This window comes from Clostridium sp. Marseille-P299 (genome assembly GCF_900078195.1).
GTDB lineage: Bacteria > Bacillota > Clostridia > Lachnospirales > Lachnospiraceae > Lachnoclostridium.
Genome location: NZ_FJVE01000004.1, coordinates 400,693 through 425,070 on the forward strand (window position 1 = coordinate 400,693; position 24,378 = coordinate 425,070).

Consider the following 24,378-nt stretch of genomic DNA (forward strand, 5'->3'; position numbering starts at 1 on the left):
GCTTAATGAATGTTACTATTGATGTCTCCTACAAGAGTTTAAATAAGCATAACGAAGAGCTATGTGGGGATAAAGTTGAAATTCTAAAAACAAAAGATTCAAACATAATTATTTTAGCTGATGGTATGGGTAGCGGTGTAAAGGCAAACATTTTAGCTACCCTAACCTCTAAAATTCTTGGAACTATGTTTTTAAACGGTGCCAAACTCGAAGAATGTGTGCAGACCATTGTAAAAACTTTACCAGTTTGTAAAGTACGGCAAGTTGCTTATTCTACCTTTAGTATTTTGCAAATTTTTCATAACGGCGAAGCCTATCTTGTGGAGTTTGATAATCCAGCATGTGTATTTATTCGTGATAAGAAGTTGCATAACATTCCTTACAATGAGCGTATTATTGAAGGTAAAAAAATTCGTGAATACCGCTTCCAAGTAAAAATGAATGATTGTTTCATTTTAATGAGCGATGGCGTTATTCATGCTGGAGTAGGAAAAGCCCTTAATTTTGGATGGACGTGGGATAATATGGCCAAGTATTCCGTGGATGCAACCAATGCAACCTTATCTGCCTCCCGTTTAGTATCTATTTTGTCAAAAGCTTGTGATGACCTTTATATGCACTCACCTGGTGATGATACAACCATTGCTGTAGCAAGAGTCACTGATTCAAAAGTTGTTCATTTATTTACTGGTCCCCCACTGGATAAGCAGGACGATGAAAAGGCAGTTAAGGCTTTCCTATCTGGTAGCGCCACACGTATTATAAGCGGTGGGACCTCGGCTAACATCGTATCTAGGATTACTGGTCATCCAATTAATACTTCGTTAAATTATACGGATATGGACTTACCTCCTATTGCTAGTATTGAAGGGATTGACTTAGTCACAGAAGGTGTATTGACATTAACAAGAACACTTCAATTATTAAAGCACTATGTAGATGGGGCAATTGATGAACACTTCTTCTTAGAGCTTGATAAAGATAATGGAGGTTCTTTAATTGCTAAAAAAATCATTGAGAGTTGTACCGAACTTCATATGTTTGTTGGACGAACAATTAATGAAGCACATCAAAATCCAAATCTACCTTTTGATTTAAGCATACGAATGAACTTAGTAACCCAAATCGCTGAAGCAGTAAAGAAAATGGGTAAAACTGTTTTTATCACTTATTTTTAAATTCTTTGTCTATTTATATTTTTTTATGGTATAATAGTACCGAATATCTATTGACTTGGATTATCCTTTCGATAATACTAGGGGCATTTAAAGATAGTTAGATTATACTATTTTAACAGTTCCTAATAATTGTCGGTATTATAGGTTATGCTTGTGTAAGTCGTTCCCCAACACTTCTATGCTAACCTTTAATATAAATATATATGGCTCTCAAATATCACAAATGATGTGATTACCGCCAAGAAAGGTAAGGATTTTTATGTTACAAGTAAACAATGATATCGGTACCATCAAACACGAAGTTCTATATGAGGTTGCAAAACTTGCATTTAACAAAGAACTTGAAGAAAAACAAGAGGCTCTTCCTTATGAAATGATACAAGGTCCACATGCCAATTTTAGATGTTGTATCTATAAGGAAAGAGAAATTATTCGCCAGCGAATTCGCCTTGCACAAGGCTTATCACCGGTATATAAGGAAAACAAGAATATTGTACAAGTAATTCCTTCTGCATGTGAAGAATGTCCAATTACTCGTTTTACTGTAACCGACAACTGCCAAAAATGTATGGGTAAGTATTGTCAAAATTCATGTAATTTTGGTGCTATTTCAATGTTACGTGATCGTGCACATATTGACCCTACAAAATGTAAAGAATGCTCTAAGTGTGCACAGGCATGTCCATACAATGCAATTGCAGATTTAGTTCGTCCATGTAAAAGGAGCTGCCCAGTAGATGCGATTTCCATGGATGAAAACGGCATTGTTATTATTGATGAAGAGAAATGTATTAATTGTGGTAATTGCATCAGAAATTGTCCTTTCGGTGCAATATCCGATCGCTCCTTCATGGTAGATGTTATTAATTTATTACTCTCTGATGTTCCTGTATATGCAATGGTCGCACCTGCGATTGAAGGCCAATTTGGTCCAACAGCAACAACTGGTGTAATAGCCGAAGCACTGAAAGAACTTGGTTTTGATGGAATGTATGAAGTAGCAATGGGTGCAGACTTTACCGCTGCCTCAGAAGCAGAAGAATGGGCAGAGGCTTATAAAGAAGGTAAGAAAAAAACTACCTCTTGCTGTCCAGCATTTGTTAATATGATTAAGAAACATTTCCCTACCTTAGTAGATAATATTTCTACAACTATTTCTCCAATGCATGCTACAGCTAAAATAGTAAAAGCAATGCATCCAGATGCAGTTACTGTTTTCATTGGACCATGTATTGCAAAAAAAGGCGAGGTCATTGACAACGCTGGAGAAGGTAGCGCTGATTATGCATTAACATTTGACGAACTTTATGCAATGTTCCGAGCTAAAAATGTTGAGCTAAAATCCGAAAGCGAAGAATTGCAACAAGGTAGTATTTATGCAAAGAACTTTGCCGTTGCTGGTGGTGTTACTGCTTCCGTTATCCGTGCATTACAAGAAAAAAATGTTGATGCAAATATCACTGTGAAAGGCTGTAACGGTGCAATTGAATGTAAAAAAGCTTTAATGATGATGAAAGTTGGTAAATTACCAGAAGACTTCATGGAAGGCATGTCCTGTGTAGGTGGCTGTGTAAATGGCCCTGGTAGTGTATTAACAGGAAGAATTGCTGCCGCAAATCGCCAAAAATTATTAAGTACCGTAGATGATAGAAATATCTATGATACCGTAAATACTTACAGTAAATATGATATACATATGCATCATGAGTAATTATTAGTTTATCATTGTAAACATACGATTCTTTAAAAATAAAGGAGAAACTTATGCATTAATTTGCTTAAGTTTCTCCTTTATTTTTATTCATTACATCTCTTATTTGTAAATACTTACTAATACTTATTATTTGCCAACAAATCAATGTGATACTATATTGTTATCTTTTTATCAATGTTTTGTAAATAAATTATCTAATATTTTACATTTATTAATTGAATTTTTACTCAGCTATACACAATGACGATTTTTCGACATTTTATCCAAATAAATTATTACTTTTTATATATAATCCATCTTACATTTACTTGTATTTATTTCCATTTCGTGGTAGCATAAGGTATCGTTGATAAAAATATATCAATCTTTGTGATTTCGACAATTTTTTTCTGGAGAAAGGAGTTACTTATGCTGGGGCAAGAAGAAATGAAAAAAATCGATAGCATCTTGCAATCACATGACTACAACAAATCTCATGTCATAGCGGTTATGCAAGAAGTTCAAAAGGAATACAGATACCTCCCGGAAGAAGTACTTATCTACATCGCTGGCGCACTTAAAATAAGTGAAGCTAAGGTTTATGGTGTGGCGACATTTTATGAGAATTTTTCATTAGAACCAAAAGGAAAGTATGTAATTAAGGTTTGTGACGGTACTGCCTGTCATGTTAGAAAGTCCATTCCTATTTTAGAGGAATTCCGCAAGGAATTGGGACTTTCAGAAAAAAAGCCAACTACAGATGATATGTTATTTACAGTTGAAACAGTTTCTTGTCTAGGTGCATGTGGTCTTGCTCCTGTTTGTACCGTGAACGACATGGTGCATGCTGCAATGACCCCAGAAAAAGCAAAAGCTTTAATCAACCAATTAAAGAAGGAGGAAGAAAATGAAAATTAATTCTAGAAAAGACTTAGAACTCCTTCAAAAAAAATATAAAACCTCCTTAGAGAGCCAATACAAACAAATTCTTATTTGCGCTGGTACTGGATGCGTTGCTGGTGGCTCCTTACAGATTTATGATCGATTAAAAGAACTCATGGAGGAAAAAGGGATTGAATGCTCCGTAATTCTTGAAAAAGAACCTCACGAAACAGTAGGTCTTAAGAAAAGTGGTTGCCATGGCTTTTGTGAAATGGGGCCATTATTACGTATTGATCCAATGGGATTACTTTATATCAAAGTAAAGGTGGAAGATTGTGAAGATATCATTGAAAAAAGTATTTTAAATGATGAAGCAGTAGAACGTTTATTATATAAGGACAATGACGGGAAGACTTACGAAAAACAAGAAGAAATTCCGTTTTACAGACAGCAGACTCGTGTTGCATTGGAACACTGTGGCCATATTAACGCGGAATCAATTGAAGAGTACTTTGCGGTTGGTGGTTATTCGGCAGTAGCAAAAGCTTTATTTGATATGACTTCTGAAGAAATTGTAAATGAAATCTCTGAGTCTAGCCTTCGTGGTAGGGGTGGTGGAGGCTTTCCAACCGGTAGAAAATGGTCCCAAGTACTTCGCCAAACTGAAGAAACCAAATACGTTGTTTGTAACGGTGATGAAGGTGATCCCGGTGCATTTATGGACCGTAGTATGATGGAGGGTGATCCTCACCGTATGATCGAAGGTATGATAATTGCAGGGATTGCAACCAATGCCCATCATGGATACATCTATGTTCGTGCAGAGTATCCTCTTGCTATTGATCGTTTGCAAAGAGCAATTGCTTCCGCTACTAGCTATGGATTACTTGGTGAGAATATATTAAATTCTGGTTTTAGCTTTGACCTTAAAATTAGCCAAGGTGCTGGTGCATTCGTATGTGGAGAAGGCTCTGCTTTAACTGCTTCTATTGAAGGTAATCGTGGAATGCCAAGAGTAAAACCTCCTAGAACTGTTGAAAAAGGGCTCTTTGAAAAACCAACTGTTTTAAACAATGTTGAAACCTTTTGTAATGTCCCACAGATTATTTTAAATGGCGCTACCTGGTATAAATCCTATGGGCCACCGAAAAATCATGGAACAAAAGCGTTTGCATTAACAGGTAATGTAAATAATACGGGGCTTATTGAAGTTCCTATGGGAACTACCTTAAGAGAGGTAATCTTTGATATCGGTGGTGGTGTAAAAGGCGGAGAATTTAAAGCAGTTCAAATTGGAGGACCTTCTGGCGGTTGCTTATGCATTAATCCAAGTGAAGATCATTTAGATATGCCTCTTGATTTTGACTCTCTTAAAAAAGTTGGCGCTATGATAGGCTCTGGCGGACTTGTAGTCATGAATGACAAGAGCTGTATGGTTGAAGTTGCTAGATTCTTTATGAACTTTACCCAGAACGAATCTTGTGGTAAATGTGTTCCTTGCCGTGAAGGTACGAAGCGTATGCTTGAATTATTAACTGATATTGTAGAAGGTAGAGGTACCTTAGAACATATTGATATGTTAGAGGAACTTGCAGAAACCATTTCAGCAACTGCACTCTGTGGTCTAGGTAAAACAGCTGCTTCTCCTGTTGTAAGTACTTTAAAATATTTTAGAGATGAATATATTGCACATGTGGTTGATAAGAAGTGTCCAGCAGGACAATGTAAAGCATTGATCTCTCTTAAGATTAAGGAAGACCTATGTAAGGGCTGTACAAAATGTGCCCGAATTTGCCCAGTCGGAGCCATTCGTGGGGAGTTAAAGAAAGCACATACAATAGATATCGCTACTTGCATCAAATGTGGTGCTTGTTTAGAGAGTTGTAAATTCAAAGCAATTGTTGAGGTTTAGCAGAGAGGAGGATTTTTATGTCAAAATATATGATGATTGATGGCAACAGAGTTGAATTTGACACTGAGCCAAATATATTAACATTAGTTCGTAAAGCAGGAATTGATCTTCCTACATTCTGCTACTATTCCGATTTATCCATCTATGGTGCTTGTAGAATGTGCGTCGTTGAAGATGAATGGGGTGATATTATCGCTTCTTGCTCTACTCCACCAAAAGATAAGATGGAAGTAAAAACAAATACTCCAAAGCTTCATCAACATCGCAAAATGATACTTGAATTATTACTTGCTGCACATTGTAGGGATTGTACAGTATGTGATAAAAATGGTAAATGTCGTCTTCAAGAACTGGCACATCGATTCGGTTTACAAACGGTTCGTTTTAAGAACACCACAGAGGAGATGGAACTTGATACTTCATCCACCTCCATTATCAGAGATCCTGGCAAGTGCATTCTTTGCGGTGACTGCGTAAGAATGTGCAATGAAGTGCAAAATGTTGGTGCCATTGACTTTGCACATCGTGGTGCCAAAATGATAGTAAGCCCAGCCTTTAATAGAAAAATAGCAGATACCAATTGCGTAAACTGCGGCCAATGCGCTGCTGTCTGTCCAACAGGCGCAATTACTGTAAAAAGCGATTTAAAAGCTGTTTGGAAAGCAATTTATAATCCTAAGAAACGAGTGGTTGTCCAAATAGCACCTGCAGTACGTGTGGCATTGGGTGAAGAGTTTGGGTTACATGCAGGTGAAGACGTTATTGGTAAAATTGTTGCAGCACTACGTAGACTCGGTTTTGATGCCATATTTGACACCTCTATTGGAGCTGATTTAACAATTATGGAGGAAGCAAAAGAATTACTAGCAAAATTAGAACAAGGTGAGAGTGAATACCCACTCTTTACATCTTGTTGTCCTGGATGGATAAGTTATGCGGAAACAAAACATCCAGAACTTCTTTCCTCTATTTCAACATGCAAATCACCAATGCAGATGTTTGGTGCAGTCATTAAAGAACATTTTAAAGGATTAGATGAAGCCGAAGGTCTAGAAACTATCTCTGTAGCTGTAATGCCATGTACTGCGAAGAAGTATGAAGCTTCAAGAGACGAATTTAAACGAAATGGTATTCCTGACGTTGACTATGTACTAACTACAACAGAAGTTGTTAAAATGATTAAAGAAATTGGTATTCAGTTTAATGAATTAGATCCTGAAGCCCCTGATATGCCATTTTCTTTATATTCTGGCGCAGGTGTTATCTTTGGTGTTACCGGCGGTGTTACCGAAGCTGCCATTCGCCGAGTTGTTGCTGATAAAAGCCCAAAAGCTTTAAAAGATATTGAGTTTTTAGGATTCCGGGGCATGGAGGGCGTTAAGGTCTGTGAACTTGCCATGGAGGATAAAACCTTACGAATTGCCGTTGTAAGTGGACTTGCAAACGCTGAGGCATTAATAGAAAAAATACTATCAAGAGAAGAACACTTTGACTTTGTAGAAGTAATGGCATGTCCTGGAGGCTGCATTGCTGGTGCCGGCCAACCATTTAGTCATAAGCCAGAAAAAGAAGAACGAGCAAAAGGTATGTACCGCGCAGACAAGGTTAGCCAAATTAAACGTAGTGAAGAAAATCCTATGATGATGTCTCTTTATAACGGGCTATTAAAACATCGTACTCACGAATTATTGCATGTCCATTACAAAAAATAAATATTTTATTAGAGTACTTGTAACAAAAGAGAGAAGGAATGTTACATCCTAGTAAATTATATGTGTAATCAGTTTTTAAGAAAGTGGGGTTACTTATGCAAATAAAAGTGTGTATTGGTAGTGCATGCCATATTAAAGGTTCCTATAACGTTATTACGACCTTACAACAGTTGATTGAAGAAGATGAAAAAGGTACAAATATTGAACTTAAATCTGTTTTTTGCTTAGGAAATTGCAAGAATGGTGTTTCTATTCAAATTGATGAGGATCCAACGATTTATGGGGTATTACCAAAAGACGTGAAGCAATTTTACAATGAAATCGTAATTCCAAAATTAAGTTAAGAAAAAGGACTTTTGTAAATGTACTCCGTAATTGGAAGATTAATTTACAAAAGTCCTTATTTTAAGTTTTTTAATTTCATTCTGTATTTTCTTTCTATACTTTTATTTTCTTGTTCTTTTAATTTTCATCCTCTAAATTTCCGTCATTTTGATTTCTATTCTTTTAAGTTCCACTCTATCAATTTTCTTTCTCTTAACCTTCTCTTTTAAGTCTATATTCCTCTAATTTTCATACCCTGCCATTAGATTTTTTATAAACTCATAACATTTCGGTGTATTTTTTCGAACCATTTCTCTGTATGTATAATACTGTTGGACACTCTCCGCAAAAAATTCTCTAGAATCATTAGTAAAATACTCAGCATAACCGGATTTTGCTCTTTCCTCATTATAAATAGCTATCCACTCATCGCTAAATGAAATATAATTATTCAAGCAATCAAGAGCATGTGCAAATTCATGAATCACAGCACTTGCAATATATCCCTCATTATTTAAAACATAAATACGCTTCTTTGAATATATGGTCAAACCAATCGTATTTTTCGTTTTCGATTGATACGTATCTTCGATATTTCTAGTTGTTACAATAAACTTCCATCCTTTATCGGTTAACTCTTCTATCAATGCCTTCGGCAGTTTAGCAATATAATTAACTGCTATATCCGCGTAGGATTCATGAGCACCATCTTCCAACCATACTGTAACTACGTCGTAAACTTTATTTCTTTCGGGAATTTCAAATACATCAATTCCTCCAAAACTTGCGATACGCTTGTTTAATTCACGAATATAAGTGTCTTTTTCAACCATCGAAACGGAGCTACTCTTTGCCATGACTTCATATTTTTTAATAACCTTTTCTGAAAGCAAATTACTTGCATTAAGAGTTTCAACTTCCTCTTTTAAATCATTAACTTCTTTTAAAAGTGCTTCATTATCTTTTCTTGCTAACTCATTTTCCTTTGTAAGCTTTTTGATTTGGTTTTGGTAATCAAAATTCTCAACTCTAATATTACCAATTTCATCTTGTAATAAATCTGCTGATTGACTCATAACAGTAATTTGCTGATTATGACTCATCTTCATACTTGTAAAAAATAAAATTGTAACTATATTACTGCAAAACAATATAGTAATAAGCACAATTAAAAGCTTGCGGCTTTTCATAGTAATACCTCCAAAAATAAATGTATTATCTTTCGTTTTCTTCTAACCTTCATTCATACGAGAATTTCCACTATTAAACTAAAATTGTACATTTATTCTTATAATTTGGTATCCTTTCTTAATTTTCATAAGCTCTTATTATACATTTTTTCATTGCTAGTATAGATTGATATATTATATAATTATACCATAATTTTATCAATTCAAAAAGAGTAAACACGGAAAAAGAGACTATCACAGCCCTTTTTATATTAATCCTAGGTTGTAATAGTCACTTTTGTTCCTTACTAATTCTTTATCCTTAAAATTCTTTATACATTTCTTTTTTAGCACCACAAACTGGACATTTATCAGGAGCTTCATCAAGAATAGTATGTCCACAAATTGGACAGATGTGTACGGATTCTAATTCAATATCTTTACCTTCTTTTGCACATTCCTGAGCTTTCGCAAATAAATCTGCATGAATTTTTTCAGCTTCTAATGCAAAATGGAAAGAACGCTGAGCACCTTTTTCATCTTGGAATTCAGCTGCATTTAAATACACTGGATACATTTGCTCAACTTCATGTAACTCACCATTGATTGCACCTTGAAGGTTGTCCACTGTTTTGCCAACTCCAAACACACCGCCTGCTGTTACAGTTGCATCTGTAGTCTCTCCTGCAATTTCATTAAAATGGTTATTCGCATGTACTTGCTCTGCATAAGCAATTGCTACAAAAAGCTTTGCTATGTTTTTAAATCCTTCTTTTTCAGCTATTTTAGCCCAAGATAAATATCTCATATGAGCTAAGCTTTCTCCGCCGTAAGCTGAGTGTAAAAAGTCACTTGTCATTGCATTTTTAACTGCCATAATAATCCTCCTAAACTCGAGAAATAAGTTAACATTATTAGAATAAGATTCATATAACGTTAACTACACTTCTTCTCTTTATTATATTTAATAAAGTCCAGTGAAAGTGTAAACTACACTTTCACAAGAACAATATTACAAATTAAATATTATTAAAAATATTGACTTATTATTTTAAATTAATACATCAAATACTTTATACAAACTCATTAATTAGTTGTTTTACAATAGAATTATCTATTTTTCTATCCACAAGAGGTTCTCTACCTGCCAACACCTTGTTCTTTTCATGAAATGACAGTTTTTCCTCTTGATAAAGTACACCAATTGGAATTCTATCATCAAATTCCATTGCACGTCTCATAGCTTCTAATTTATTTGTAGGATCATAATCTTCCTCTATATGGTACACTCTATTTTTATAATATGAAAACGTGTTAACCTTATTAAAACTAACACAAGGCTGTAGTATATCTACAATTGCATATCCTCTATAGTTAATTGCCTGTTTCATAATTTCAGTCAAATGTTCTCTATCACCACTAAAAGCTCTTGCAACAAATCCTGCTCCTGCAGTAATCGCCATTAGTACTGGATTTAATGGAGTATTAATACTACCACTTACCTGTACACCAGTAATCTGTCCTTCGGCAGAAGTAGGTGATGCTTGCCCTTTTGTTAAACCGTAAATCTGGTTGTCATGGACAAAGTGTGTAATATCTACATTTCGTCGAATGTTATGAATAAAATGATTTCCACCTTCTCCATAAGAATCACCATCTCCTGTATCAACAATTACAGTCAACTTATCATTCGCTATTTTAGCTGCAACTGCTGCTGGTAAGGATCTACCATGTAAACCGCAAAAACTATTCGCACTTATATATTGAGGGGTTTTTGCTGCCTGACCAATTCCTCCAACCATTAGAACTTCATGAGGATCTTTTCCTAATTCTTCAAGTGCTGTCTTAAGACTTTGTAGAATACCAAAATTACCACATCCAGGGCACCAAGCTGTTTCAAATGTTTTAAATTCACCCATATTACTTCTGACCTCCCTTCTGTACTCTTTCTACGATTTCTTCTCCAGAAATCTGTCTTCCGTCGTATTTTAAAATGCTTTCCGTGCATACAATTCCTGTTTGCTCACGAATTAAATCTTTTAATTGACCAGTTGCATTCTGCTCAACATTAATAATTCGGGTTGCTTGTTTTGCCTTTTGTGTTAATAGCTTTGTAGGTAGTGGGTAAACATCACCAAAGGATAACGCACCATACTTTCCAGGCTCCGCTTCATTTAATACCTTAATTGCTTCTGCAATCGGACCATAGGTAGAACCCCATCCAAGTAGTAATGTTTCGCAGTTCTCATCTCCGAAAAATTCTGGCTCAATTAACTCATCTTTTAATAGGTCTAGTTTTTTCATACGTTTATCCATCATCTGAATACGTACTTCACTAGATTCTGTAATAAAGCCTCTCTCATCATGTTCATCACTATCTGCTGAAACAAAGTTCTTTGATTTACCAGGGATTAATCTAGGTGAAATTCCACTTTCGGTTAATTTATATCTTAAGTATTCGCCTTCTTTATATTCTGCATTTGAAGGTTCTGCCACCTCAATATTCGAAATATCAAATGGTTCCACAGTCGCTGTAGAATCACCTAAGTACTGATCACTTAAAATAATAACTGGCATCTGATACTTCTCCGCAATATGAAATGCACGAATCGTTTGATAAAATGCATCTTTATGATTTCTTAAAGCAATTACCATTCTAGGGAATTCACCTTGGGATGCTGAGATAACGAATTTTAAATCACTTTGCTCTGTTCTAGTAGGAAGTCCTGTTGCTGGACCTGGACGTTGAACATCTACGGCAACCAACGGAATTTCTGCAATTGCAGATAACCCTAATGCCTCGACTTTTAAACAAAAGCCTCCACCAGAGGTTCCTGTCATTGCTCGTGCACCTGCAAAAGACGCTCCAATTGCCATATTAATTGCTGCAATTTCATCTTCTGCCTGTTCCACAACAAAGTCTGCCTTTTCACTTTTTGATGCTAAATATTCCATAATTGCTGTTGATGGGGACATTGGATATGCTGAATAGAATTTTAGACCTGCTGCTATAGCTCCTAGAGCTAAAGATTCACTACCTGATAAAACCATCCAATCACTGAATTTACCTTCTGTAAGGGAAAACTTTGTTTCCACACTATCAAAACCAAGTTTTACTGCCTTTATATTCATATCTATATAAGCTTCTTTAACTAATGACTTCATTGTTTCTTCTACATGGTCCATACCAATACCAAAAAGTTTTAATATGGCACCAATTGCAATACTTCCAGAAACACGTATATTACCAAGTTCTTTTGCCATACCATCCATATTAAGCTTAATTGCTTTTGGGTCGGTTGTATTTAATTTTGAATCGCATAAAATAAATCCATCTTTTGTTAGTTCATTTTTATGTAATTCTACAGTATCATCATCTAAAGCTATAATACCGTCTATTTTATTACTATGTGATGTTATTTCTTCACTTCCAAAACGAATCAGCGAGAAATTATGTCCTCCTCTTACTCGAGACATAAAGTCTCTAACTGTGAATACATAATAACCTGCTTTTTTTAATAAAATTTCTAGATTTGCAACCGTTGTATCAATTCCTTGTCCGGCTGCTCCTCCAACTAAAATATTATACATCTGGCACCTCCTTAAATATCTGTTTTTTTATATTATAATATACTTGTTGATTAAAAACAACCTCGAATTTAAATTGTTGTTAAAAATCTTGTTATATTTTCTGAATTTTATTATCATTTTTCAGATAATAGCATATTATTGTGTAATGTTTTGATGTTATTTAATTGCTATTGATAATTTTTGTCGTTTTATTCAATTGTTTATACAATATTAATTTTAAATATTTTTTCATATAATTGTGAGTTTTTAGTGTAATTTTCTTATTTTTTACTGTAAATAGAAATTCTCATTCTTATGGCACTTTCCTTCTTTTTGCTTTGTGCAAATCGTGATCATAATTTTAAAAAAGCTTTTGACATCTTAATTTTATAAAATAAAAAAGCTTTTAATACCCGAATCTTATAAAATAAAAAAGCTTTTGACACCCGAATCTTATAAATTAATCAGGACCACCGGCTTAGCCGGTGGTTTATTCTTATTGCTATACAAAAAAATCGTAAAAGAAATTTGTAAATCACAATTTCTTTTACGATTAAATTAAAACGTATATTTTCGCCTATCATAGTTTTTTAAATTAATACAACCTTACACATCCTCGCATCTAAGCATGCGATATCCCACACCTACATGTGTTTGAATATATTTTGGTGTTGATGTATCTACCTCAATCTTTTTACGCAAAGTAGCCATAAAAACACGTAGCGAAGGAATATCACTATCCAGACTGGTTCCCCAAACCTCTTTTAATATAAATTTGTGGGTCAATACTTTTCCTATATTTCTTGCCAATAGACATATTAATTTATATTCAATTGGTGTTAAGTGCATCTCTACATCATCCACATATACACAGCCAGAGACATAATCTATTTTTAATCCACCATTTACAAATACCGAATTCTCCTCGCTTGTTGTTGAATTGCTATAATTAATTCGTCTTAATGTTACACGAAGTCTAGCAAGTAATTCCTGCACACTAAAAGGTTTTGTAAGGTAATCATCTGCACCAGCATCTAGAGCATCTATCTTATCACGATCTTCACTTCTTGCGCTTATTACAATAATCGGAACATTGGACCATGATCGAACTTTTTTAATTATATCAACACCATCCATATCTGGTAGTCCCAGATCTAATAATATAACATCCGGATGCTGTGAAACAGCTTCTAATATCGCTTGTCTCCCATTCGCTGCTGTATGAAATTTATAATCTTGAGTTTCTAACGTCGTTGAAATCAAGTTTTTTATTGCTTGATCATCTTCAACAACAAGGATAAACGGCTTATTCATGCAATACAACCTCCTCTGCTTGCAATGTAAAACGGAATATTGCGCCACTTGGCGTATTGTCTTTTACTGAAATGGTCCCGCCATGGGCAACTATAATAGATTTGCAAAGAGCAAGCCCAAGTCCTAGACCTCTTCTACTATCACCAATTCCATCATTTGCAGTATAAAACATTTCAAAAAGATTACTTTTTGCATCATCACTAATACCTTTTCCATCGTCAGCTATTTCCACAGTAACAATACTATTTTGCTTTTTCACCGATATTGTTATAGTAGACCCTGCCGGCGTATATTTAATTGCATTATCAACGATATTAATGATAACCTGTATAATTAAACGTGAATCCATCTTTGCCATAATAAAGTCATCCATTGGTTCAACTACAATATTATGTTCTTCACTTTTACGATTAACATGACGCAATGCCTCTGTAATAACCTCTGGTACTAATTCTGCTTCTAAATGAAGATTCATTGTTCCGTCTTCAATTCTCGTAACAGAAAGTAAATTTTCAACCAGGTTAATTAACCACATGGAATCGTCATATATATCTAAATATAATTTATTTTTCTTAACTTCGTTCAAACTATCAGCATTACTTAACAAAACACTAGCATTTCCTGAAATTGATGTAAGTGGAGTTCTTAAATCATGGGAAATGGATCTTAAAAGATTCGCCCTAAGCTGTTCCTGCTGCGCTTGTATCGCTGCTTGTTCCTTTGTCTTTCGAAGGCTATCTTTCTCAAGTGCAATTGCACATTCACCAAGCATCGAGATCAATAAGCTATTTTCAAATGGATTTAAAACATCCTTCTCCATTACGATACCAACAACCGCATAGACACCACCATTACCTCTTATGGCTAGATATAAACATTTCGCACCATGAAGTGTATTTGTAGTTGCTCCTGCATGCTTATTATTCTTAAAAACCCATTCCGCAACCGCACGTTCATTTGGCCCTATATAATCGGCTTCATCTTCAAGCAAATAGTTTTTAGGAAACACCTGGGGTTCCGATAATTTATTTTGATTCACGCTATAAAAAATAATTGTTTTATCAAGTAACTTTATTAATTGTTTAGCGGTTTCTTGTATAATACTGCTGCTATCTTCAGCTTTTTGTAACATTTGATTCGTTTCAAGTAAGATTTCTGTACGATACGCCATATGAACCGCTCTTTTCGCATGGTCTTTAATTTTCATCGTAAGGGTTCCAGTAATAAACGCCGCCAAAAACATAATTACAAAAGTTACTGGATATCCCGTATCATACGCAGACAAAGTAAATCTTGGCTCAGTAAAGAAAAAGTTAAATACCACAACACTGAAAATAGACGCAACAAGACTGTACATTTTATTCGTAGTTGTAATCGAAGTTAATAAAACCCCTAGAATATATAAAGTGATGATATTCACTTCACTAAAACCCATTTTGTAAAATAACAAGCCAATACCAGTAAAAAAGGCTAGAATAGATAATGATTTTAATGTTTCTAACCAAGAAAAGGTATACGTAAACTTTCGTTTTTTAAGTAAGGTTTTATATGGCGTACTCACCTTATCTGGAATAATATAAATATCCAAATTAGGTGCAAGTGCTGTTAATCTTTCTGCAAATGAAGTTCTAGAGAAAAAATATCTCTTCTTCGTATTCGTTCTTCCAATAACTACTTTAGACACTCCTGAAATTCTTGCAAATTCTGCAATCTGAAATGCTACATCATCACCGTAAACCGTTGCTACTTTTGCACCAAGCTGCTCAGCCAGTTTAAAATTACTCCTTAACCTTTGTTTGCTTTCTTCAGACATATTTTCAAATTCTGGAGTTTCTACATATAAGGCTGTAAATGTACCTTTAAAAGCATTTGCCATACGAGCCGCGGTTCGAATCACCCTAGCATTGGAAGGTGAAGGCGAGATACAATTTAAAATATGTTCTTCTGTATAATAATCAGCCTTTAATGAGGTTTGCTTAGCCTTTTCAGCTTTTCTATTTACACGATCCGCGGTTCTTCGTAATGCTATTTCACGAAGGGCAATTAAATTATCTAGGCTAAAAAAATTATTTAACGCAGTTTCTACATGAGCTTCTTTATAAACCTTACCTTCATTTAAACGAAGTATTAATTCCTCTGGTTCGATATCTATTAACTCCACTTGATCTGCGTCATCAAACACGTAATCAGGTATTCGCTCACGAACTACAACCCCTGTTATAGACGCTACAATATCATTTAAGCTTTCTAAATGCTGAACATTTACCGTTGTATAAACATCAATACCTGCTTTTAATAATTCTTGTATATCTTGATAACGCTTTATATGACGGCAACCATCACTATTCGTATGTGCAAGCTCATCAACTAAGATAAGATTAGGCTTACGTTTTATTGCTCCATCTAGATCAAATTCATTTAAAATTATCCCTCTGTATTCCATCTTGATAGGAGGAAGCATTTCTAAGCCACTTAATAGCTTTGTTGTTTCAGGCCTTGTGTGAGGTTCAATATATCCCGCAACTACATCAATGCCAGCCTCTTTTGCAACATGGGCAGCTTGCAACATAGCATAGGTCTTACCTACTCCGGCGGCATAACCAAAAAAAATCTTTAAGCGGCCAGACTTTTTCTCTTTTTCTTCTTCCTCTACTCTTTTTAAAAATTCTTCAGGTTTTGGTCTTGTTACTTGCATTTGTACCGTCCCTTATGTTTTATTTCTTTCTACTTCTTATTTTAACATAAAAGCATAATTTTTGTTTAATTTCTTTACATTATATATTGAATCACATAAGCTAAGCTCTATGGTCTTTAATCCCCATATAAATTCCTTTAAGTTTACTCCAAAAATCATAATATCCCATCTAACATAAGATTTACCTTTAATACATTTACTGTCTTTTCTCCAAATAAACCAAGAAATTTACCAGTTGTACATTTATCAATTATTTCTTGCACATCCTCTAAACTCATATTATTATTTCTTGCAATTCGTTCCTTTTGATATTCAGCTGCCTTAATAGAAATATGTGGATCTAATCCACTACCAGAGCCAGTTACTAAATCTACTGGGATAGCTTCATCACCCTTTTCAGGGTGTGCCTTCTTAATTTTTACTACACGTTCCTTTACTAAATCCTCATACTCTTTACTTGCTGGACTTAAGTTGTATGGCCCCGAATACATTAAAACATTACCGTCCTCATCCGTAAATGTATGAGTGTCAATTTTCATAATACGTCCCCACATATGTGCCTCATCGGTATACTGCTGTCCTAACAACTCACTCCCATATTTCTTACCATTTACCGTTATTATACTTCCCTCTGATTGATTTGGAAAAATAACCTTAGCAATTAAAGTTACTAAAACGGTATATACCACTCCACATAAAATAGTGAAAATAATTAAATATAAAAAACTTTGCTTTACCACATTCTTTATAGATTTCATATAAGCCTCCTTCTGCCTGGATTATTTTCATATCATAAATGTCTTTAGAAATAATCCTATCAATACGCAAGCAAATATCTTATATCAATTACATTACGAAATTAACACAAGAAATGTATGTCTTATTTTGTTATACTGACTTTACTTCTATTACTATATCAATTCAATATATTCATTCTTATACTAAATGTATTGCAACAATAAGCATATCAATAAGCTTTACGAATATAAACGGCGTAATAATTCCTCCTAATCCATATACGAAAAGATTACGAGCAAGCAGCTTACTAGCTGGAACTTCACGGTATTTAACCCCTTTTAATGCTAAAGGAATAAGTGCAACAATAATAAGTGCATTATATATAATTGCTGAGTAAATCGCACTTTCTGCACTATGAAGATTCATAATATTTAAAGCAGAAAGTCCAGGATATAATTGCATAAAAAGTGCTGGTATAATAGCAAAGTATTTTGCTAAATCATTGGCAATGCTAAATGTGGTAAGGCTTCCTCTTGTCATTAATAGCTGCTTTCCTATTCTTACGATATCAATCAGCTTTGTTGGTGATGAATCAAGATCAACCATGTTCCCTGCTTCTTTTGCAGCCTGAGTTCCCGTATTCATAGCAACTGCAACATCTGCCTGTGCAAGTGCAGGAGCATCATTCGTTCCATCACCAGTCATTGCAACTAAATGCCCTTTGCTTTGAAAATCACGAATCATATTAAGCTTCGCTTCTGGTGTAGCTTCTGCTAGGAAATCATCCACACCAGCTTCTGCAGCAATCGCTGCTGCTGTTAATGGATTATCACCTGTAATCATTATTGTTCTAATTCCCATTTTCCTAAGGTCAGCGAACTTTTCTTGTACACCCTCTTTAATAATATCTTTTAGATAAATAACGCCTAAAATATTATAGTTCTTCGCTACGACTAATGGTGTGCCACCTTGATTAGAAACTCGTTTTACAACTTCATCGCATTCCTTGCTATAAATTCCACCGTTTTCAACCACATATTGCCTTACAGCTTCTGCAGCTCCTTTTCTTATTTCATTGCCACTATAATCAACACCACTCATACGCGTTGTTGCACTAAATGGAACAAATTTCATACCAAGTTCATTTATATTTCTTCCACGGATACCAAATTGCTCTTTAGCAAGTACTACCACACTTCTACCTTCTGGCGTTTCATCTGCTAAAGAAGATAGTTGAGCTGCGTTTGCTAGCTCTTTTATATCTATTCCATCTACAGGGATAAACTCACATGCTTGCCTATTTCCTAGGGTAATTGTCCCTGTCTTATCCAGCATTAAAATATCTACATCGCCAGCTGCCTCAATTGCGCGTCCACTCATTGCGAGTACATTGGCTTGATTTAGCCTACTCATACCAGCAATTCCTATTGCTGATAATAATGCACCAATTGTTGTTGGCGCTAGACAAACTAATAGTGCAACCAGCGATGTAACCGATGTTGGATTCTGATTTCCTGCTAGTTTCGCCGAAAAAGTTGAATAAGCATATAATGAAAGTGTTACTAAAATAAAAATAATAGATAATGCTATTAAAAATATCTGTAGTGCTATTTCATTTGGTGTTTTCTTTCTAGAAGCACCTTCCACCATACTTATCATTTTATCAAGGAAACTTTGACCTGGTTCACTGGTAATTTCAACGATTATCCAATCAGAAATAACTGTGGTTCCTCCAGTAACTGCACTACGATCACCACCGCTTTCTCGAATTACTGGAGCTGACTCACCAGTGATAGCACTCTCATCTACCGATGCTGCACCATCAATAACATCGCCATCTAGAGGTATTTGCTCCCCTGCAGATACAATGATAATATCACCTTTTTTAAGAGTTGTTGACGACACTTTCGTTATCTCATTTCTTCGTTCAACAGAAGGAATCTTATTTGCCTCAACATCTTTTTTCGCAGCTCTTAAAGAGTCGGCTTGCGCTTTTCCTCTACCTTCTGCAATAGCCTCAGCAAAGTTTGCAAATATTACAGTAAACCATAGAATAATTGCTATACCAAATGTAAAACTAGTTGGTGCATCTTTAATACCAAATAACGAAAAAACAAATAAAATACTTGTAAGAATAGCAGATATATAAACAAGTAGCATTACTGGATTTTGTGTTTGTGTTCTTGGATCCAATTTTATAAATGAATCTTTAATCGCTCTTAATAGCATTTTATTACCTGCTAGAGCACTTTTCTTTTTTTCAACCATAATGACCTCCTTACTCCACAAATCTAAAATTTGCGTATATATATTTCATCAGACCTTGCTAAAATTTATTACTACCCTAAAGTTTCATTTGGAAAAACTCCGCAATAGGTCCTAATGCTAAGGCTGGAAAAAAGCTTAAAGCGCCAATTAATAAAACAACAAAAATCAATAAAAATACAAACATAGCATTACTAGTAGAAAGTGTACCAGAAGTAGTTGCAATCTTCTTTTTTGAAGCCATACTACCCGCAATAGAAAGTATTGTAATCATTGGCAAGAATCTGGCAAACAGCATAATAACTCCCAAACTTACATTAATAAAAACAGTATTGGCCGAAAATCCTGCAAATGCAGAACCATTATTACCACCCGCAGAGGTATAAGCATATAAAACTTCAGAAAATCCATGTGCGCCACTATTATTTAGACTTTCGCTAACACTAGGAACTAAAGCCGCTACACCGCTTCCTACTATAATCGCTATTGGTGTAGCTAAACATGCAAGTACGGCCATTTTCATTTCATATGGTTCTATCTTCTTGCCTAGATACTCCGGAGTACGCCCTACCATCAAACCTGAAATAAATACAGTTAAAATAGCAAATCCAATCATTCCATATAGTCCACTACCAACACCACCAAAAACAACCTCCCCCAACTGCATTAGTAGCATTAGCATCATACCACCAATTGGTGTATAACTATCATGCATAGAGTTTACCGAACCGTTAGAGGCAGCTGTTGTAAATGCAGCCCATGTTGAAGAGGAAGCTATCCCAAATCTTGACTCTTTTCCCTCCATATTCCCGCCGGCCTGGTCAGTCATACTTAAATCAACTAAGCCTCCCTGTGCTAGTTGAGGTGTTGCTTGATGTTCATTTACCGCTATAATAAGTAATGCGGCAACCAATAATATAAACATTGCAGAAAATAATGTAACTCCCTGCCTTTTATCCTTAATATTACGTCCAAAAGTAAAACACAAGGATACTGGAATTAGTAAAATAGATAGCAGTTCAACAATATTTGAAACTAAAGTGGGATTTTCAAAAGGATGCGCTGAATTAACTCCATAAAATCCGCCACCATTTGTACCCAATTGTTTAATGGCAATTTGACTTGCTGCAGGACCTAATGGAACATATTGCTCTGTTATTATGGTAGCATCTTTAATATGTTCTCCATTTACATATACTTGGTTATCCTTTATTGTGGCATTCTCAATAATATTTCCATCCTTTACTGCAATAGACTCAAGCAATTGCACGGTATCTCCAGAACGAAATGTTTGTGGAATACCTTGTGAGACTAGTACAATAGAAACAATTAAAGATAGTGGCATTAACACATATAATAAAACTCTAGTTATATCCACCCAAAAGTTTCCTAATCCTGTTTCTTTAACCTTAGCAAATCCACGTATCAATGCAAATAACACTGCAATCCCCACAGCTGCAGATACAAAGTTTTGTACAGTAAGGCCAAGTGCCTGTGTAAGATAGCTCATTTGGGATTCACCACTATACGATTGCCAGTTTGTATTTGTAATGAAACTTACAGCATTATTAAAAGCTAGATCCCATGATAAGCCACCAACACCTTCAGGATTACCAGGTAATATTCCTTGTAGTATCTGGATTAAGAATAATATAATGAATCCAACACCGCTAAATATAAGAACACTAATGGAATATCTCCTCCATGTCATCTCTTCTTCTTTATTTATTCCTAGAACCTTATATATTAGTTTTTCACATGGAAAAAGTAGTTTAGATAATAATACTTTCTCTCCATTCATGACCTTGCCTATGTATATTCCAAGTGGTATAGCAAGCAATACAAGTATTCCTAGAGACATTACATATTGTAGTATAGTCTGTGTCATTTTTTATCACCTCTAAGTAAAATCACGACATAATAAATAAGTAGCCCAATAGCTATAATACCTATCATACCTATCAATATTTTCATAACATCCTCCAACGTATCACATTATTTGCAATAATCCATTAATAGAAAACTTATAAGTAACTATTTATTTACAAATATAAGTCTAGCATAAGAAATATTAAAACTGTGTTAGAGGACAACTGAGTATAATTAAGATAATATAAAGGCACCGAAAGCACAGTAGTCTTGCTTATATCCCTTGTACATAGCTCGATCTTGTAAATGATAGAAAGATACCCAAAAATTCTATAGAAAACACTTGACCATTGTGCTATAATATCATAGATTTTGTCAAAATAATGCCTACGTCCGCTTACATACTGTAAGTATCAAGGCTATTTAAAGAAAGGAAAGCTATGAGTCAAAAAGAAGAAACAATGAAGAAAAATGATTCGGAATACTCACTATCAGCAGTACCAAATCACATGAAAGTACAAGGTTTATTATCAGTAATGGTTGTATTAGTTGGATTTACATTTTTTACACCTAGTATGACTGCTGGAGGAACTCTTGGTGTCGGAATGAATGGAAGAAACTTTCTTCTTTCCATGTTAATTGGTAATGCATTTTTAGGTGTCTATTGCGGAATTCTTGCCTACATCGGTCAAAAGACTGGAATGACTTTAGACCTTTTAGCAAGGCGCTCCTTTGGAAGCTATGGTTCCTATCTTCCATCCGCTTTAATAAGTTTTACACAGATTGGTTGGTTTGGCGTTGGTGTTGCTATGTTCGCTATTCCAGTGGCTAAGCTTACTAACATCCCAGTATGGGTATTGATTATAGTTACAGGTGCTGTCATGATTAGTACAGCATTTATGGGAATGAAAGCATTAGCAGTTCTAGGTTCAATTGCTGTTCCTTTAATTGCTATCCTTGGAATTTATTCTGTTCAATGGGGAATAAATGAAGTTGGAGGAATCCATAATGTATTTGCTGAAAACCCTGCGAATCCGCTAACATTAACAACAGGAATTGCAATTGTTGCAGGTTCTTTCATTTCAGGTGGTACAGCTACACCAAACTTTACACGATTCGCTAAAACTCCTAAAAATGCTGTAATTGCCACAGTGGTAGCATTTTTTGCAGGAAACTCTGTTATGATGATTTTTGGTGCTGTTGGTGGTGCAGTAACAGGAGTGCCTGATATTTTTGATATTTTAATTTTACAAGGTTTAGCATTACCAGCCGTTATTACTCTAGGATTAAATATATGGACAACAAATAATAACGCCCTTTATACCGCTGGATTAGGTGCATCAAATATTACAAAGATATCTATGAAACCAATGGTATTAGTCGGCGGAATTGTAGGAACTTTATTAGCAGAATGGCTTTATAATAACTTTGTTGGATTTTTAAATATTCTTAGTGGTATGATTCCACCAGTTGGAGCTGTTGTAATCGCTCACTACTATCTTCATAAAGACGATTATGAAGATGGCAAAGAAGAAAAAGCTAAGATTAATATTGGAGCTGTTGTTGCTGTTATTGCAGGTTCCTTAGTTGGTATGTTTGTTACATGGGGAATCAAGCCAATAAACTCCTTAGTTGTTGCATTAGTAATCTTTATAATCAGTGATAGAATTATTTCTAAGAAAGGATGATAACTACAATGTTAATTAAAAATGTATACATTGAAAATTCAGATGAATTAACAGATATTAGAGTTGAAGATGGTAAATTTCAAAAAATTGCTGCTAATTTAGAAACTGTACCAGGAGAAGAAGTTGTTGAAGGAAATGGATGTCTTGTATTACCTCCATTCATTGAAAGCCATGTGCATCTTGACACTTGTCTCACCGCTGGTGACCCTGTATGGAATATGTCTGGTACCTTATTTGAGGGAATCGAATGTTGGTCTAAGCGTAAGGATAAATTAACAAAGCAAGATGTAAAAGATCGTGCAAGAAGAGCAGTAGGTATGCAGATAGCAAACGGTATTCAACATGTACGTACTCATGTAGATGTTACAGATCCTACCCTAATAGCTATGGATGCTATGCTTGAACTAAAGGATGAGCTTAAAGACTATGTAAATATTCAAATTGTTGCCTTTCCTCAAGAAGGAATTCAAAGTTATCCTAACGGAATGCAGCTTATGGAAAACGCTGTAAAGATGGGTGCTGACTGTGTTGGAGCTATTCCTCATTTCGAATTCACAAGAGAATATGCGGTGGAAAGTGTAAACTACTGTATGCAATTGGCTGAAAAGTACGATAGACTTGTAGATGTTCACTGTGATGAAATCGATGATGAACAATCCAAAGGCCTAGAAGTCCTAGCATGTAGAGCACTTGAGAGCGGTATGAAAGATCGTGTCACAGCAAGCCATACAACAGCTATGCATAGCTATAATAATGCATACTGTTCTAAGTTATTCCGTCTCTTAAGAATGAGTGATATTAATTTTGTAAGTAACCCACTTGTAAATACACATTTACAAGGAAGATTTGATACCTACCCTCGTCGTCGTGGTATCACTAGAGTGAAAGAACTTCTCGAAAATGGTAACAACGTATCATTTGGTCATGATGATATCTTTGATCCATGGTATCCACTAGGCGATGGAAATATGATGGACGTTCTTCATATGGGACTTCATGTGTGTCAGATGATGGGATATGAAGAAATTCTAAACAGCTACAAGATTATTACACATAACGCTGCAAAGACCTTACACTTAGGTGATTCCTATGGTATCAAGGAAGGTAAGGATGCAAGCTTCATTATGTTAAATGGTAAGAACTTCTATGAAGTCTTAAATAAAAGAGCAGAGGTATTGTATAGCTATAATAAAGGAAAATTAATTGCTAAGACTACACCTGCACATAAGGAAGTATTATTCTAAATAATCGAGTAGGAGGAAATTCATTAATTGAATTTCCGTCCTCTCACACCACCGTACGTACCGTTCGGTATACGGCGGTTCAATAAGATTACCTTATTTGCGAATATCTTTCACTAAGTGTTATA

General features: G+C 35.0%; 17 protein-coding genes. 8 read left to right on the forward strand and 9 right to left on the reverse strand.

Going from position 1 to position 24,378, the window contains the following annotated elements; genetic code table 11:
* The first annotated feature begins 5 nt into the window (after positions 1-5).
* The 6 genes from BN4220_RS01710 to BN4220_RS01735 all read left to right on the forward strand — a co-directional run bounded on the left by BN4220_RS01710 (position 6) and on the right by BN4220_RS01735 (position 7,721).
* Entirely contained in the window at positions 6-1,178 is a 1,173-nt protein-coding gene (locus BN4220_RS01710) for a SpoIIE family protein phosphatase (protein ID WP_066712700.1), read from the forward strand.
* Between the two features lie 259 nt (positions 1,179-1,437).
* On the forward strand, positions 1,438-2,889 hold the full coding sequence (locus tag BN4220_RS01715; RefSeq protein ID WP_066712703.1) for a 4Fe-4S dicluster domain-containing protein: 1,452 nt from the start codon (positions 1,438-1,440) through the stop codon (positions 2,887-2,889).
* Between the two features lie 411 nt (positions 2,890-3,300).
* Entirely contained in the window at positions 3,301-3,789 is a 489-nt protein-coding gene (locus BN4220_RS01720; protein WP_197467873.1) for an NADH-quinone oxidoreductase subunit NuoE family protein, read from the forward strand.
* A complete protein-coding gene (locus tag BN4220_RS01725) occupies positions 3,779-5,665 on the forward strand; it encodes an NADH-quinone oxidoreductase subunit NuoF (RefSeq protein ID WP_066712706.1) in 1,887 nt (628 codons plus the stop codon). Before BN4220_RS01720 ends, BN4220_RS01725 begins: the two co-directional genes overlap by 11 nt.
* Before the next feature lie 17 nt (positions 5,666-5,682).
* Positions 5,683-7,377: a [FeFe] hydrogenase, group A gene (locus tag BN4220_RS01730; RefSeq protein WP_066712716.1), complete on the forward strand. Its 1,695-nt coding sequence runs from the start codon at positions 5,683-5,685 to the stop codon at positions 7,375-7,377.
* 95 nt (positions 7,378-7,472) lie between these two features.
* On the forward strand, positions 7,473-7,721 hold the full coding sequence (locus BN4220_RS01735; protein ID WP_066712718.1) for a (2Fe-2S) ferredoxin domain-containing protein: 249 nt from the start codon (positions 7,473-7,475) through the stop codon (positions 7,719-7,721).
* Between the two features lie 222 nt (positions 7,722-7,943).
* Here the strand turns inward: BN4220_RS01735 and BN4220_RS01740 are convergent, their stop codons facing one another.
* From BN4220_RS01740 to kdpA, 9 genes are all read right to left on the reverse strand, one after another.
* The gene (locus tag BN4220_RS01740; protein ID WP_066712720.1) at positions 7,944-8,891 is read right to left on the reverse strand and encodes an anthrax toxin lethal factor-related metalloendopeptidase; all 948 of its coding nucleotides are present in this window, start codon (positions 8,889-8,891) and stop codon (positions 7,944-7,946) included.
* A 301-nt stretch (positions 8,892-9,192) separates the two neighbouring features.
* Complete coding sequence (locus BN4220_RS01745) at positions 9,193-9,747, reverse strand: rubrerythrin family protein (RefSeq protein ID WP_066712722.1); 555 nt, start codon at positions 9,745-9,747, stop codon at positions 9,193-9,195.
* Positions 9,748-9,943: 196 nt separating this feature from the next.
* Positions 9,944-10,789, reverse strand: a complete 846-nt coding sequence (locus BN4220_RS01750) for a 2-oxoacid:ferredoxin oxidoreductase subunit beta (protein WP_066712724.1) — start codon at positions 10,787-10,789, stop codon at positions 9,944-9,946.
* Position 10,790: 1 nt separating this feature from the next.
* The gene (locus BN4220_RS01755) at positions 10,791-12,461 is read right to left on the reverse strand and encodes a 2-oxoacid:acceptor oxidoreductase subunit alpha (RefSeq protein ID WP_066712727.1); all 1,671 of its coding nucleotides are present in this window, start codon (positions 12,459-12,461) and stop codon (positions 10,791-10,793) included.
* A gap of 585 nt (positions 12,462-13,046) precedes the next feature.
* Entirely contained in the window at positions 13,047-13,754 is a 708-nt protein-coding gene (locus tag BN4220_RS01760; RefSeq protein ID WP_066712730.1) for a response regulator, read from the reverse strand.
* Positions 13,747-16,449 carry a sensor histidine kinase gene (locus BN4220_RS01765; protein WP_066712732.1) on the reverse strand — a complete coding sequence of 901 codons (2,703 nt, stop codon included), beginning with the start codon at positions 16,447-16,449 and terminating at the stop codon, positions 13,747-13,749. Before BN4220_RS01765 ends, BN4220_RS01760 begins: the two co-directional genes overlap by 8 nt.
* Positions 16,450-16,604: 155 nt before the next feature.
* Complete coding sequence (kdpC, locus tag BN4220_RS01770) at positions 16,605-17,207, reverse strand: potassium-transporting ATPase subunit KdpC (protein ID WP_066712738.1); 603 nt, start codon at positions 17,205-17,207, stop codon at positions 16,605-16,607.
* A gap of 178 nt (positions 17,208-17,385) precedes the next feature.
* Positions 17,386-19,455, reverse strand: a complete 2,070-nt coding sequence (gene kdpB / locus BN4220_RS01775) for a potassium-transporting ATPase subunit KdpB (protein WP_066712741.1) — start codon at positions 19,453-19,455, stop codon at positions 17,386-17,388.
* A gap of 76 nt (positions 19,456-19,531) precedes the next feature.
* Entirely contained in the window at positions 19,532-21,340 is a 1,809-nt protein-coding gene (gene kdpA, locus BN4220_RS01780) for a potassium-transporting ATPase subunit KdpA (RefSeq protein WP_066712753.1), read from the reverse strand.
* A 421-nt stretch (positions 21,341-21,761) separates the two neighbouring features.
* Between kdpA and codB the strand changes: the two genes are divergently transcribed.
* Both codB and codA read left to right on the forward strand, forming a co-directional pair.
* Positions 21,762-23,009 carry a cytosine permease gene (codB, locus tag BN4220_RS01785; protein WP_066712756.1) on the forward strand — a complete coding sequence of 416 codons (1,248 nt, stop codon included), beginning with the start codon at positions 21,762-21,764 and terminating at the stop codon, positions 23,007-23,009.
* Between the two features lie 8 nt (positions 23,010-23,017).
* A complete protein-coding gene (gene codA, locus BN4220_RS01790; protein ID WP_066712759.1) occupies positions 23,018-24,253 on the forward strand; it encodes a cytosine deaminase in 1,236 nt (411 codons plus the stop codon).
* Positions 24,254-24,378: the final 125 nt, after the last annotated feature.